General features: G+C 63.6%; 15 protein-coding genes. 7 read left to right on the top strand and 8 right to left on the bottom strand.

Going from position 1 to position 13,613, the window contains the following annotated elements; all coding sequences use genetic code 11:
- Nucleotides 1-100 precede the first annotated feature (100 nt).
- Complete coding sequence (locus NKH05_RS22435) at nt 101-1,195, top strand: COX15/CtaA family protein (RefSeq protein ID WP_353026086.1); 1,095 nt, start codon at nt 101-103, stop codon at nt 1,193-1,195.
- On the opposite strand, the gene NKH05_RS22430 is transcribed toward NKH05_RS22435, so the two are convergent.
- The 3 genes from NKH05_RS22430 to speB are packed head-to-tail and all read right to left on the bottom strand — an operon-like array spanning nt 1,185 to nt 3,981.
- Nucleotides 1,185-2,024, bottom strand: coding sequence for an aminoglycoside phosphotransferase family protein (locus tag NKH05_RS22430; protein ID WP_023717310.1), 840 nt, complete (start codon nt 2,022-2,024; stop codon nt 1,185-1,187). The two genes, NKH05_RS22435 and NKH05_RS22430, sit on opposite strands and share 11 nt — an antisense overlap.
- Nucleotides 2,025-2,951 carry an N-acetyl-gamma-glutamyl-phosphate reductase gene (argC, locus tag NKH05_RS22425; protein WP_023717311.1) on the bottom strand — a complete coding sequence of 309 codons (927 nt, stop codon included), beginning with the start codon at nt 2,949-2,951 and terminating at the stop codon, nt 2,025-2,027. It abuts the gene before it with no gap.
- Between the two features lie 22 nt (nt 2,952-2,973).
- The gene (speB, locus tag NKH05_RS22420; protein WP_352481211.1) at nt 2,974-3,981 is read right to left on the bottom strand and encodes an agmatinase; all 1,008 of its coding nucleotides are present in this window, start codon (nt 3,979-3,981) and stop codon (nt 2,974-2,976) included.
- A gap of 303 nt (nt 3,982-4,284) precedes the next feature.
- Here speB and NKH05_RS22415 point away from each other — a divergent pair, with 303 nt between their 5' ends.
- Nucleotides 4,285-5,334 (top strand): glycerophosphodiester phosphodiesterase family protein, encoded by a 1,050-nt coding sequence (locus tag NKH05_RS22415; RefSeq protein ID WP_023717313.1) that lies wholly within the window; start codon nt 4,285-4,287, stop codon nt 5,332-5,334.
- A 262-nt stretch (nt 5,335-5,596) separates the two neighbouring features.
- Here NKH05_RS22415 and NKH05_RS22410 read toward each other — a convergent pair whose 3' ends face one another.
- On the bottom strand, nt 5,597-6,469 hold the full coding sequence (locus NKH05_RS22410; RefSeq protein ID WP_353026085.1) for an aldo/keto reductase family oxidoreductase: 873 nt from the start codon (nt 6,467-6,469) through the stop codon (nt 5,597-5,599).
- Nucleotides 6,470-6,564: 95 nt separating this feature from the next.
- Here NKH05_RS22410 and NKH05_RS22405 point away from each other — a divergent pair, with 95 nt between their 5' ends.
- Nucleotides 6,565-7,521, top strand: coding sequence for a LysR family transcriptional regulator (locus tag NKH05_RS22405; protein ID WP_353026083.1), 957 nt, complete (start codon nt 6,565-6,567; stop codon nt 7,519-7,521).
- A gap of 22 nt (nt 7,522-7,543) precedes the next feature.
- Here NKH05_RS22405 and rpsI read toward each other — a convergent pair whose 3' ends face one another.
- The 3 genes from rpsI to NKH05_RS22390 form a co-directional block, all read right to left on the bottom strand.
- Complete coding sequence (gene rpsI / locus NKH05_RS22400) at nt 7,544-8,026, bottom strand: 30S ribosomal protein S9 (protein ID WP_023717316.1); 483 nt, start codon at nt 8,024-8,026, stop codon at nt 7,544-7,546.
- 1 nt (nt 8,027) lies between these two features.
- Nucleotides 8,028-8,492: a 50S ribosomal protein L13 gene (gene rplM / locus NKH05_RS22395; RefSeq protein ID WP_023717317.1), complete on the bottom strand. Its 465-nt coding sequence runs from the start codon at nt 8,490-8,492 to the stop codon at nt 8,028-8,030.
- Between the two features lie 214 nt (nt 8,493-8,706).
- Nucleotides 8,707-9,171, bottom strand: coding sequence for a PaaI family thioesterase (locus tag NKH05_RS22390; protein WP_023717318.1), 465 nt, complete (start codon nt 9,169-9,171; stop codon nt 8,707-8,709).
- 149 nt (nt 9,172-9,320) lie between these two features.
- Between NKH05_RS22390 and NKH05_RS22385 the strand changes: the two genes are divergently transcribed.
- Genes NKH05_RS22385 through NKH05_RS22370 form a run of 4 tightly spaced genes read left to right on the top strand, consistent with a single transcriptional unit; the run spans nt 9,321 to nt 11,881 of the window.
- Nucleotides 9,321-10,142, top strand: coding sequence for an enoyl-CoA hydratase (locus tag NKH05_RS22385; protein ID WP_353026082.1), 822 nt, complete (start codon nt 9,321-9,323; stop codon nt 10,140-10,142).
- Between the two features lie 9 nt (nt 10,143-10,151).
- Nucleotides 10,152-10,574 carry a VOC family protein gene (locus NKH05_RS22380; RefSeq protein WP_023717320.1) on the top strand — a complete coding sequence of 141 codons (423 nt, stop codon included), beginning with the start codon at nt 10,152-10,154 and terminating at the stop codon, nt 10,572-10,574.
- A 12-nt stretch (nt 10,575-10,586) separates the two neighbouring features.
- Nucleotides 10,587-11,363, top strand: a complete 777-nt coding sequence (locus NKH05_RS22375; RefSeq protein WP_352587938.1) for an AAA family ATPase — start codon at nt 10,587-10,589, stop codon at nt 11,361-11,363.
- Nucleotides 11,360-11,881 (top strand): CoA-binding protein, encoded by a 522-nt coding sequence (locus tag NKH05_RS22370; protein ID WP_023717322.1) that lies wholly within the window; start codon nt 11,360-11,362, stop codon nt 11,879-11,881. The genes NKH05_RS22375 and NKH05_RS22370 overlap by 4 nt, the downstream gene beginning before the upstream one ends.
- Nucleotides 11,882-11,936: 55 nt before the next feature.
- Here NKH05_RS22370 and NKH05_RS22365 read toward each other — a convergent pair whose 3' ends face one another.
- Nucleotides 11,937-13,556, bottom strand: a complete 1,620-nt coding sequence (locus tag NKH05_RS22365) for a PLL family lectin (protein ID WP_352587760.1) — start codon at nt 13,554-13,556, stop codon at nt 11,937-11,939.
- Nucleotides 13,557-13,613: the final 57 nt, after the last annotated feature.

The raw sequence follows: 13,613 nt of genomic DNA, 5'->3' as shown, positions 1-13,613 counted from the left end.
ACCCGCCAGAAACGGCGCGACGGCGTGCCGCGCTGTCCGGTCTTGCAAGCCGGGTTGCGATGGTTCACCAATCCGCGACTTCAACTGCCGGGACAAAGCCATGGCTGCTGCCATATCCGATGCCGTGCCTTTCGCAGCCCGCGATCGCGACCTTCGCAACCGCGCGCTGGTACGTGGTTGGCTCTATGTCGTGCTCCTCGTGCTGTTTGCGCTGGTGGTGGTCGGCGGCGCTACGAGGCTCACCGATTCGGGCCTGTCGATCACCGAATGGCAGCCGATTCACGGCGTCATCCCGCCACTCAATGATGCCGAGTGGCAGGAGGAGTTCCTGCGCTACCAGCAGATCCCGCAATATGCCGAACTCAACAAGGGCATGAGCATCGAGGCGTTCAAGTCGATCTTCTGGTGGGAGTGGGTGCACCGCATCCTGGCGCGTAGTGTCGGCGTGGTCTTCGCCCTGCCGTTGCTGTTCTTCTGGGCGACGCGCCGCATCGAGCGCGGCCTCGGCACGAAATTGTCGGGCATCCTCCTTCTCGGCGCCCTGCAGGGCGCGATAGGCTGGTGGATGGTGGCGTCCGGGTTGGCCGACCGGGTTTCGGTCAGCCAATACCGGCTGGCGACGCATCTGACGCTGGCGGCGCTGATCTTCACGGCGACCATGGTGGTCGCGCGCGGACTGGCCCCACACTCCGAACCGGCCGCCGACCGATCGACGCAACGTCTGGCCGGCTTTCTGGTGCTGCTGGCGCTGGTCCAGATCTATCTCGGCGGGCTGGTCGCAGGGCTCGATGCCGGCTTGAGCTACAACACCTGGCCGCTGATGGACGGCAAACTGGTCCCCGGCGACCTGCTGCTGCTCGAGCCGGCATGGCGCAATTTCTTCGAAAACCCGAAGACGGTGCAGTTCATCCACCGGGTCGGCGCCTACACGATCTTCCCGGTCGCGCTCTGGCACATGATTGCGACACGCCGGCGTCTGCCGGGCACGACGCATGCCCGACGCGCGACGCTGCTGTTCCTGATTGTCGTGGTGCAGGCGTCGATCGGCATCGGCACCCTATTGATGCATGTGCCGCTGCACATGGCCCTGACGCATCAGGCATTCGCGCTGTTCCTGCTGGGTTTTGCCGCCGCGCACTGGCGCGGCACCAAGGGCGCTTATCCGCTGCCCCACGAGATTGCTCTCAGAGGCTGAGCCGCACCGTCCGGATCGCCATGGCGATCGCCAGCTCGCGGTCCTCGTCGACCGCATTGCGATCTTCATGATGCCATGCAGCCGACAGGCAGCCATAGGCGATGGCGTGGTCCAGTATCGCGGGCGGCGACTGGCCGAGCGTTGCGGCAAAGACTTGCGCCATATGGCCGATCCGCCGCGTATCGAGGCAAAGATCGTCTCGGTCGAGTGGGTTGTAGAACATGTTGGCCGCGTCGAAGCCGGGGTCGCCGAGAACGCCCTTCGGGTCGATCGCCAGCCAGCCGCGCGGACCGTGCATGACGTTGTCGTGGTGCAGGTCGCCATGCAGCGGCCGCACGTCATGCGGATTGGACAGCAGCCGTTCCGCGATTTCGGCTGCTTCGACATACAGGCTCTTTTCGCCGGCGGCGCGATCGGCCTTGGCCTTTTTGAACAGGCTGGAGAACCGGGTCCGCAACGGCTGGAGATCCGGCGGGGCAGGGTGCTTCGACGGCGAGACCAGTCTTGCCATTACCTCGGCCGCGATCGCGGTGGCGGCATTGTCGCCTTGTTCGGCAAGATGGTGTGACAGCATCCTGTCGCCGGCGTATTCGAGCAGCATGCGGTGGCCGTCGCGGCCGAGCAGCCGCACCGCGCCTTCGCCGCGTCGCCAGGCGAGGAAATGCTCGCCACGCAACTCGTCCTCGACATCGTCGAAAGGCTTTAGATCCTTGACGATTGCCGGTGAGTCGTCCTCGCGAGCAACCTTCCAGATGCGGCTGCTGAAGGTTTCGGCGATGAGTTCGGGCGCGCCGACCTTCCAGCGCTTCGGAAATGCCGGCGCATCCATTCAGAGGCCGAGCATCAGATCCATGTTCTGCACGGCTGCACCCGAGGCACCCTTGCCGAGATTGTCGTAGACGGCAAGCAGCAGCGCCTGCGCCCTGTCGTCATTGGCAAAGACATAGAGCTTCATCCGGTTGGTGCCGTTGTAGATCTCCGGATCGATGTCAGGCATGCGTTCCTGATGCAGATACGGCGCCACCTCGACCACGCCACGATCAATGGAAGCAAAATGGTCGGCGATCGCCGCGTGAAGCTCAGCGCCGGTCGGTACATGGTCGAGACCGCCGAGTTGCAGCGGCACTACCGTGATCATGCCTTGCGCGAAATTGCCGACTGCCGGCTGCATGATCGGATCCTGCGAAAGCCTGGCATAGGTCCTGAGCTCCGGCACGTGCTTGTGCTGCAGCGTCAGCCCGTAGGGCAGGAATTCCGACGCATCCTCGCCCTTGGCGACATAATCCTCGATCATTGGCCGGCCGCCGCCGGAATAGCCAGAAATGCCGTTGACGGTGACCGGAAAATCGGCTGGCAACAGCCCCGCCGCAACCAGCGGCCGCAGCGTCGCGATCGGTCCTTGCGGCCAGCAGCCCGGATTGGCGACGCGCTTCGCCGAAGCGATCTTCTTCGCCTGGTCCTTGTCCATTTCGGCGAAACCATATTCCCAGCCCTCGGCGACGCGATGTGCCGTCGAGGCGTCGATCACCTTGGTGGTGTCATTGGCGATCAGCGAAACGCTTTCCTTGGCTGCCGCGTCCGGTAGGCAGAGGATCGCGACATCGGCGGCATTGAGGAACTCGGCGCGCGCTGCCGTTTCCTTGCGGCGCTCAGTCGGGATGGAGATGATTTCCAGGTCGCCGCGCTCGGCAAGCAGCGCCCTGATCTGCAGACCGGTGGTGCCGTGCTCGCCGTCGATGAAGATTTTCGGTTTCATTGCCTGCCAAAATTCCTGTTAGCTATATGCCGCTTGCCTGATTCAATCCGGCAACGCTGTGATTGCCCTGGTTCATTTCCTCGAGCCGGGCCTTTCGTTCCGCCAGCAGCCCGAGATAGTGCATGGCCACCATCGAGCCGGCAATTGCCGTTATATCGGCGTGATCATAGGCTGGCGCAACCTCGACGACGTCGGCGCCGACGATATCGACCTGGTTGATCTGGCGCAGCACCGACAGGATCTTTGCCGAAGACGGGCCTCCCGCTACCGGCGTTCCGGTGCCGGGCGCAAAAGCCGGATCCAGGCAATCGATGTCGAAAGTGACGTAGGTCTTCTTGCCGCCCGTACGGTCGACGATGGCATAGGCGATGTCGGACGCCCGCATTTCCTCCACTTCATGGCCATACAGGATCTTGATGCCGAACGTATCGGGCGCGTGGGTGCGGATGCCGATCTGGATCGACCGGTCGGGGTCGATGATGCCCTCCTTGACCGCACGGCCGACGAAGGAGCCGTGATCGATGCGCTTGCCGTCGTCGGGCCAGGTGTCCTGATGAGCGTCGAACTGCACCAGGGCCAGCGGGCCGTAGATGGCGGCATGCGCCTTGAGCAGCGGCCAGGTGACGAAATGGTCACCGCCGAGCGATAGCAGAAAGGCGCCGGATTTCAGGATCCTCGCCGCTTCGCGTTCGATCGTGGCAGGGGTCTTCTGGTGATTGCCGCTGTCGAGCAGGCAATCGCCAAAATCGACCACGGCAAGCTGTTCGAACAGGTCGCGCGAAAACGGATATTGCGGATCGTTGTCGAGGATGGCCGACGCGCGGCGAATCGCCTGCGGTCCGAAACGCGCGCCCGGCCGATTGGTGACCGCCGCGTCGAAGGGAATGCCCCACACCACCGCATCGGCGCCCTTCACGTCCTTCGAATATTTGCGCCGCATGAACGACAGCGCGCCGGCATAGGTCGGCTCGAACGACGCGCCCGTCCTGGAGCGGGTGGTGAAGGCGTGATCGATGGTCCTCGGCGGCATGAAGCGATCTCCTGTGCGTCGACGCGCAACCTTATTGGCCATAATTCTCAGAATTGCGACCCCTTCGGAAGAACATGGCTATTCGGCCCGGTCACAAATCCTTGCTTGCCAGGAGAGCCCCGCATGGCTGGCCCGGAGATTGCCTAGTTAGCAACCGAAAGTAGCCGCTACGGCCGTTTCGGCCGGCATTAACCTGATTTTCCAGCGTTTGCGAAGCCGGCTTCGTTCACTAGGCTGTCACGAGCGTCGCTTAACCGGGTGTCGATCCGGTACGGAGCGATTCTCATGCGAACGACCTGTCTCATGCGAACGACTTGGCTGAGCCTTCTGCTTTCCGCGGCGCTGGCGGCCTCCCTTGGCCATGCATCGGCAGGCGAAACGCGCGCCAGGCAGATTCTCGACCGGTTCGAGCACGCCAACCAATGGCGCGACCATGTGATGGTGGCCGCGCACCGCGCCGGCGGCATGCAGGCCGGCAAGACGCTCTATCCCGAAAATTCGATCGCCGCCGTCGAGGCGTCGATTGCAATGGGCGCCGAAATCGTCGAGGTCGATATCAGGCGCTCGAAGGACGGACAGTTCGTCGTCATGCATGACAGCTGGCTCGACCGCACCACGAACTGCAAGGGCGAGGTGGTCAAGCGCACGCTGGCCGAACTCAAGACGTGCCGGTTGGTGATCGAAGGCACCGGCGCCTTTACGGGCGAGACAGTCTCGACGTTGCGCGAAATGTTGATGGCGACCAGGGACAGGATCCTCATCAATCTCGACAATAAGCTCGATACCGAAAGCCTCGCCGGCATGGTCGCGGTCGCGCGCGACCTCGGCATGGCCGAACAGGTGATCGTCAAGGAGAACCTGTGGGATGCGGAGAGGATCGCCACGGTTGCGGCCGCCATGGACGCGATCGACGGCGGCTTCCAGTTCATGCCGATCATTGCCGACGATGCGGTTCACGACGCCATGTTTGCCGAAAAAGTCAGCCGGGCGTTCCCGGTGCGGGCGATCGAACTGATCAATTGGCGGGCTGGCGCCGAGACACTGACCGAGACCGGCGGCCCGCTGTTCAGCCCGCGCATGCGCGCGCTGGCGGTGAGGGGTGACTGGCACATCTGGGCCGACACCTATGCCATCGTCAACAAGCCGGGTGGCTTCCTCGCCGGTGGCCGCGGCGACGAGCTGGCGGTCGCGGCCAGCCTGCCGCGCGAGACTTATGGCTTCTGGGTCGAGCGCGGCGCCACCATCATCCAGACCGACGAACCGAAGGCCGCCATCGATTGGCTGGCGGCGAACGGTTTTCGCGTGCCCTATGCCGGCCCGGCCGAGCCGGCGAATACGGCCAGCATTAACTAGGAGCGGCGGTCGCGCTGCCAATCTCCCCCTTGTGGGGGAGATGCCCGGCAGGGCAGAGGGGGGCGCTGTCCCTCCAGCCTATCGGGTCGATTGAGATTGCAATTGGCGTCAATTGTCACGCAGGGTTCAACAAGAGGCAGGCGATCCTTCGCGCCCCCCTCTGTCCTGCCGGACATCTCCCCCACGAGGGGGGAGATTGGCTCATCACCGCCTTCGCTAGTCTCCAACACCGGCTGGCGGCACCTCGCGCCTCGTGCGCAGGTCAAGCGGCCATCGCCACGCCCTCTAGCGCCTTGAGCGCATCCTCCGGCAGCGCGAGATCGCCTGCGGCGAGGTTCTCCCTGAGATGCGCAACTGAAGACGTGCCGGGGATCAGAAGAATGTTGGGCGCGCGGCGAAGCAGCCAGGCGAGCGCGACCTGCATGCGCGTGGCGCCGAGGCGTGCGGTGACCTTGGACAAGGTCGACGACTGCAGCGGGTTGAAGCCGCCAAGCGGGAAGAACGGCACATAGGCGATGCCGCCGTGGGCCAGATCGTCGATCAACGCATCGTCGCCCCGATGCGCCAGATTGTACTGGTTCTGCACGCAGACGATCTTGCAAATCCTGCGGCCTTCGGCGATTTGTGCAGCGGTGACGTTGCTCAGCCCGATGTGACGCACAAGGCCCTGTCGCTGAAGCTCGGTAAGCGTTGCAAGCGGGGCCTCGATCGACCCTTCGGCGGGGCCATGCGCGTCGAACATGACCCGAAGGTTGACCACCTCCAGCACGTCGAGCCCGAGATTGCGCAGATTGTCGTGCACCGCCTTGGTCAGCTCGTCGGCCGAGAAGGCCGGCAGCCATGCTCCGTCCCGGCCGCGCCGGGCGCCGATCTTGGTGACGATAACGAGGTCGTCGCGATAGGGTGCGAGCGCTTCGCGGATCAACAAATTGGTGACGTGTGGGCCGTAGAAGTCGCTGGTGTCGATGTGATTGACGCCCTGCGCAACGGCTTCGCGCAGCACGGCCAATGCCGCATCGTGGTCCTTTGGTGGGCCGAAGACGCCGGACCCTGCGAGCTGCATGGCGCCGTAGCCGAGCCGTCTGACTTTGCGGTCGCCGAGGATGAATGTGCCGGACTGGTCGACGCTGGACATAGTCTTTCTCCTTCAGGGAATGGTGCACAGATAGACGGTGTCCGATCTCGCGATAATTGGGTACAATTCGCACGGGCTGTGCGGAATGACGAACAATGCAGATTGATCTCGGGGATCTGAACGCCTTCGTGGCCGTGGCGCGCGCCAAAGGTTTTCGGGATGCGGCACGCGCCAGCGGCGGCAGTGCGTCCGGCTTGAGCGAGGCGGTGCGCCGCCTGGAGACGCAACTCGGTGTCAGGCTGCTCAACCGGACGACGCGCAGCGTCGTCCTGACGGAGGCCGGCCAAGGCTTGCTGGCGCGGCTCGGTCCAGCCTTGACCGAGGTGGAGTCGGCGCTGGACGTGGTGAACGGCTTTCGCGACAGGCCGGCCGGCTCGCTGCGCCTCAATGTGCCGGTCAGCGCGGCGCGACTGGTCCTGCCCAGCATCGTGCCGCGGTTCCTTGCCGCCTATCCCGGTATCCGGCTGGAGGTGATCGCCGAGGAGAGCTTTGTCGACGTGCTGGCGGCCGGCTGCGATGCCGGCATCCGTTACGACGAGCGGCTGGAACAGGACATGATCGCCGTGCCGATCGGGCCGCGCGTGCAGCGCTTCGCCACCGCCGCCAGCCCTGGCTATCTGGATCGTCATGGCCGCCCGCAGCACCCGCGCGACCTGCTCGGCCACGCCTGCCTGCGCGGCCGCTTTCCCAGCGGTGCGATAACGCCATGGGAGTTCGAGCGCGACGGCGAGGTGGTGCGGGTCGATCCGACGGGGCCACTGATTGTGGGGATCGGCGGAGCAGCCGATTTAGCCGTTGATGCAGCGATCGCCGGCACGGGAATCGTGAAGCTGTTCGAGGACTGGCTTCGCCCGCATTTCGAGAGCGGTGCACTCGAACCCGTCCTCGAACCCTGGTGGCAGAGCTTCTCCGGGCCGTTCCTCTACTATCCCGGCCGGCGCCTCGTACCGGCGCCGCTGCGGGCGTTCGTCGACTTCATCAAGGCATTGCCGATGAACTCTGACATCACGGGCACGGCACAAAGAAAAAGGCCACCCGAAGGCGGCCTTTGAACTCTGTGTAGCTTCGCAGCGCTTAGCGCTTGGAGAACTGGAAGCTCCGGCGGGCCTTCGCCTTGCCGTACTTCTTGCGCTCGACCACGCGGCTGTCACGGGTCAGGAAGCCGCCCTTCTTGAGCACGGCGCGCAGCGCCGGCTCGTAATAGGTCAGCGCCTTGGAGATGCCGTGGCGCACGGCACCGGCCTGGCCGGAGAGGCCGCCGCCGATGACGGTGGCAACGATGTCGTACTGGCCGGCGCGGTTGGCAGCGATGATCGGCTGGTTGAGGATCATCTGCAGAACCGGGCGCGCGAAATATTCGGCGAACACCTTGTCGTTGACGACGATCTTGCCGGAGCCGGGCTTCACCCAGACGCGCGCGATGGCGTTCTTGCGCTTGCCGGTGGCATAGGCGCGGCCCGATTTGTCGAGCTTCTGGACATGGACGGGTGCTGCCGGCTGGGTGTTGGTGTTGCCGGTGGCAGTTCCGAGTTCTGCGAGCGAGGAAAGCTCAGCCATCTTACGAAACCTTCTTGTTCTTGGCGTTCAGCTTGGCCACGTCGAGGACGACGGGCTGCTGGGCGACATGCGGATGTTCCGTGCCTGCATAGACGCGGAGATTCTTCATCTGGCGACGGCCGAGCGGGCCGCGCGGGATCATGCGTTCGACGGCCTTCTCAACGACACGCTCGGGAAAGCGGCCCTCGAGCAGCTGCCGCGCGGTGCGTTCCTTGACGCCACCGGGGTGACCGGTGTGCCAGTAATAGACCTTGTCGGTGAACTTCTTGCCGGTGAACACCACCTTGTCGGCATTGATGACGATGACGTTGTCGCCGTCGTCGACATGCGGGGTGAAAGTGGGCTTGTGCTTGCCGCGAAGATGATTGGCGATGACAGTGGCGAGACGGCCGACGACGAGACCCTCGGCGTCGATCAGCACCCACTTCTTCACCACATCCGCAGGCTTCTGCGAAAAGGTTGTCATGGATTGTTGCTTTCGGTTCGGACCTTCAAAAGAAGGCGTTTCTTGTTGCTTGGATTGGCGAAAGGCACTTGCCCGCCGCCAATAACAAAACGGCGGCCTTTGCGGGCCGCTGTTCCGTGAGGGCTTATAGGAGAGAGCGGCGACTACGTCAAGGCGCGTGAAAAGCCATCTCTGGGGTAAAATCAAGCAAAAACAATGATTTGAGCACAAGGTATTATTTTACCACATCTCCAATCCGCTTTGGCGGGATCGAATAGGTGCCCGTTGCGTGCGCTACCGTGTGTCCCTCCGGGCCGGCGACGATGTCGATATCGAACACCATCAGGCTCTTGCCGAGCTTGAGGATGCGGCAATGGCCGTCGATCGGCCCGGCCTCTGCCTTGCGGACAAAATTGATGTTGAGACTGGTGGTGACCGAAAGTGCATCCGGTCCGGCATGCGAGAGCACGCAGACATAACCGCCTATGTCGGCCAGCGTGAACAGCGCCGAACCCGATACGGTGCCGCCGGGACGCAAATGGCGCTCGTCAGCATTGAGCCGCACAACACAGCCGCCTGGAAACACCTCCAACGCCTCGTAGAAGGTGAACTGGTCGTTGAGCTGCGGGAAAACAGTCGCCACAAGCGCGTTGACGTCAGCAGCCGTCAGCACCGGCTTGAGATTGCTTTGAGCAGGCATGGCGGTCTCTCGTTGTGCCTGCCTGTTTGAGCGCAGCGTGCCGTTTCTGGCAACAGCCATTCATTATGGCAGAGGCGGAGTGTTGGACGAAGCGAGACCCGCATACTAGATTAGTCCATCACCGATCCGGAATCGCGGAGGAATGACCCATGGCCGAAATCGTCGCCATCAAGCCTGCCGTTGCTGAAGGGCCGGTCGCCGCCCGGCTGGATAAGGGCGTGTTGCGCCTGACGCTCGCCAATCCGCCGGCCAATGCTCTTTCGCTTTCAGTGATGGCGGCGCTGATGGCGGAACTCGACCGCGCCAAGGCCGACAAGTCCGCCCGCGTCATCGTCCTTGGGGCGGCCGGCAAAGTGTTCTGCGCCGGGCACGACCTCAAGGAGTTAAGCACGCACCGCGCCGATGCCGATCACGGCAGGGCCTTCTTCGAAAAGACGTTTTCCGCCTGCGCTTCACTGATGCAGGCGATCGTTCGCCATCCCAAGCCGGTGATCGCCGAAGTCGACGGCCTGGCGACGGCGGCCGGATTGCAGCTGGTCGCCAGCTGCGATCTCGCCATCGCTTCGCACGAGGCGACCTTCTGCACGCCGGGCGTCAATATTGGACTGTTCTGCTCGACGCCGATGGTGGCGCTGTCGCGCAATGTCTCGCGCAAGCACGCCATGGAGATGCTTTTGACCGGCGAAACGATCGAAGCGGCAACCGCTAAGGAATTCGGCTTGGTCAACCGCGTCGTGCCGCGCGAATATCTGAATCAGATTGTCACCAAATACGCGCAAACCATTGCGTCCAAATCGTCCTTGGTCGTCAAGATCGGCAAGGAAGCCTTTTATGAGCAAGCGGAAATGGGGCTGGCCGAGGCCTATGATTACACCGGGCGCGTCATGGTCGAGAACATGCTGGCGCGCGATGCGGAAGAGGGCATTGGCGCCTTCATTGGCAAACGCAAGCCGGAATGGCCGGAGGAATAGGAGGCGGATATGGAACCGCGCATCTCCATCATCACCATCGCCACCGACGATCTCGACCGCGCCACGCGCTTTTATGAGGCGATGGGCCTGACCCGCCATGCCGGGATCACCGAGGGCGTTGCTTTCTTCCAGATGGGTGGCGCCATCCTTGCCCTGTTTCCGCGCCCAAGCGCCGAGGAGGATTCAGGCGTGACCTTCGGCAACGCGCCGTCGGCCGTCTACCTCGCCTACAACACCCGCTCCGACGCCGAGGTCGATGCAGTGTTGGCGCTGGCCAAGAAGGCCGGCGGCCGTATCGTCAAGCCGGCGCAACGGGCCTTCTGGGGTGGCTGGTACGGCTATTTCGCCGATGCGGACGGGCATGTCTGGGAAGTGGCGCACAATCCGGCTTTTCCGATCGCGGAAGACGGATCGATTTCGCTGCCGGCCTGACGAGGTTCCCCTCTGGCTCATCGCAAGCAACTGACGCGGCTGAAGGCACCCTATCTGAAGCGTATCCTGATCGAGCCCAGCCGGGTCGTCGATTGGGAAAAATATCCCTGGAACCTGCCGATCTTTCACCGCCATGAATTCGAGCTCGAATTCACCACGCCGATCACCATCATCGTCGGCGAGAACGGCACCGGTAAATCGACGCTGCTCGAAGCGATCGGCGCGCTGGCAGGCTACGATGAAGCCGGCGGCGGCAAGGGCTACATGCCGGTCGATCACTCCCGCGCCGTCGACAAGAGCGGCGCAGCGCTGGCGGCGACGTTGCGCGGCCACTGGCTGCCGAAGGTCACCGCCGGCTGGTTCTTTCGCGCCGAATCCTTCTATTCGGTTGCCCGCTATCTAGATCAGGCTGCCATCGACGCCCATGAGGCGCCGCCCGACTTCCTTTCCTGGTCGCATGGCGAGGGTTTCATCAGATTCTTCGAGGAGCGCTGCCGCCGGCAAGGCATTTACATCCTCGACGAGCCCGAAAGCGCCTTGTCGCCGACGCGCCAGATCGAACTTCTCAAGATGCTGCGGCGGATGGACCAGTCCGGCACGGCGCAAGTGATCATGGCGACACATTCGCCGCTGCTGATGGCCTGTCCCGGCGCGCGGCTGTTCCGCATCAGCCGGTCCGGGCTCGACCCGACCGATTTTCACGACACCCATCATTTCCGCATGATGCGCAATTTTTGCAACGATCCAGATGGTTTTCTCGCCGAAGCGCTGTATGAGGACGAGGCATGAACCACGACGCTTACGACAACGCCTATATCGCCGGCATCCTCAATTCGGTGAAGACCATCGCCATGGTCGGCGCGTCGGCTAATGACGTGCGGCCGAGCTATTTCGTGCTGAAATATCTGCTCGGCAAGGGCTTTTCGGTGTTCCCGATCAATCCCGGCCAGGCCGGCAAGGAGATCCTAGGCCAGATGACCTTTGCCAGGCTCGCCGACGTTCCGGGACCTGTCGACATGGTCGACGTGTTTCGCGCGTCCGCTGCCGTGCCGGGCATTGTCGACGAGGTGCTGCGGCTCGATCCGCTGCCGAAGGTCATCTGGATGCAGCTTGGCATACGCCATGACGAGGCGGCCACACGCGCCGAAGCCGCCGGCATCAAGGTGGTGATGAACCGTTGCCCCAAGATCGAATATGGCAAGCTGTCGGGCGAGATCGGCTGGACCGGCGTCAATTCCGGCGTGCTGTCGTCGAAGAAGCCGCTTATGCGGCCGGGATTCCAGAGTTTCGGCGTTCGCCAGAAGTAGGTTCCCGCATCCCCATCTGGGAGAGCGGGAACCTCATCGTGCCGCCCGCCGATCGCTAGTACCGGGTCCACTGTCCGCCTTCGTACCAGAAGGCGGCCGAGATCCGTCCGCCGCCGTCGACCCACCACAGCTCCATGCTACTCGGGATACGGGAGACCGCGGCAATACCGCCATTGGTCGCGGCGCTGCCGTCCGGCGCGAGCTGATAACGGGTCCACTGTCCGCCCTCGTACCAGAACGCGGCCTCCATCGACCCATTCGGCCCCGTCCACCACACTTCCATACTGCCAGGGATGCGGGAAACTGCGGCAATGCCGCCATTGATCGCGGCGCTGCCGTTCGGCGCGAGCTGATAGCGGGTGGGCTGGCCGCCTTCATACCAGAAGTTGGCTTCGACCGATCCGTGCGGCCCGATCCACCAGAGCTCGAGGCTGTTCGGGATGCGCGACAGCGTGGCGATGGTGCCGCCGACGGCGGCGCTGCCGTCCGGTGAAAGCTGATACCGCGTCCATTGGCCGCCCTCATACCAGAAGGCGACTTCGATCGAGCCGTTGGGCCCGATCCACCAGACCTCCATGCTGTTCGGGATGCGCGAGACGGCTGCGATACTGCCGCCGCGCGCCGCGCTGCCGTCCGGTGCCAGCTGATAACGTGTCCACTGGCCCCCTTCGTACCAGAAGGCCGCCTCGATCGAGCCGTTGGGACCGATCCACCAGACCTCCATGCTGTTCGGGATGCGCGATACCGCTACGATGCCGCCATCGGGAGCGGCGCTGCCGTTCGGCGCCAGCTGATAGCGGGTCGGCTGGCCCCCCTCGTACCAGAAGTTGGCTTCGACCGATCCAGCTGGGCCGATCCACCATTCCTCCATGCTTTGCGGGATACGTGAGACGGCGGCGATGGCGGTGCCAGGCGCGGCACTTCCGTCCGGTGCCAGGCGATAGCGGTTCCAACGGCCACCGTCGTACCAGAAGCCGACCTCGATCGACCCGCTGGGGCTGGCCCACCAGATTTCCATGCTTCCCGGAATGCGGGCCAGCGATGCGATGCCCTTGACGCCGGGCACGTCGCGCAACGTCCCGACGAAGGTGATCCGGAAGATCAGCTCGTAGGTTCCGCCGTCGCCTTCGATGATCATGCGCCGGTCCCTGACGCCGAAATCTATCAGGTCTGCCCCCTCCAGCCTGAGCTCCTGCGTGCCGAGATGGTCGTCGTCGAGCGCGAAGGGGATCGGCAGGTCGATGCCGTTCAACACGCTGCCGATGTCGCTGGTTAGCCGCGCCGCGCGATTGCGCGGGTCGGGGTCACCGAGCGACGCCGTAAGCGAGGCCGCCCCCCTGATGCTCACCAGGTTCCGGTATTGATTTGGCGAGCCGTTGTCCTGCTCCATCAGCGAGACGACAATTGCCACGTCGGCCGGATTCTGGATGGGCTGAGGGGTTCCGTTCGTGCCCCAGAACGGTTGCCCGTTCACGGTGACGGGATGCTCGTCATCGTCGTCCATGTCCTCGAAGATGCCGAAGCTGAAGACCTGGAGGTCCGGCACGGCGGGCAGTCCCGGCGCGGTGGGGCGCATGTTCGCCACGCTCACCAGGACGTAGACTTCGTCGGAAGCCGAAAGCTCGTTGGTCTCGTTGAGGCACTTGATGCTTTGCAGATTGATCAGCAGCGTCATTGAGATACTCCTTGAATAATCGCCTTTGTCCATCAGCGGATGCTTGGGAGTCCCATG

Origin of the sequence: Mesorhizobium sp. M1399, assembly GCF_040317735.1 — a bacterium.
In the GTDB taxonomy this organism is placed as follows: Bacteria; Pseudomonadota; Alphaproteobacteria; order Rhizobiales; family Rhizobiaceae; genus Mesorhizobium.
The sequence above is the reverse complement of the archived record's forward strand: the minus strand, read 5'-3'. Positions and strand labels throughout refer to the sequence as shown.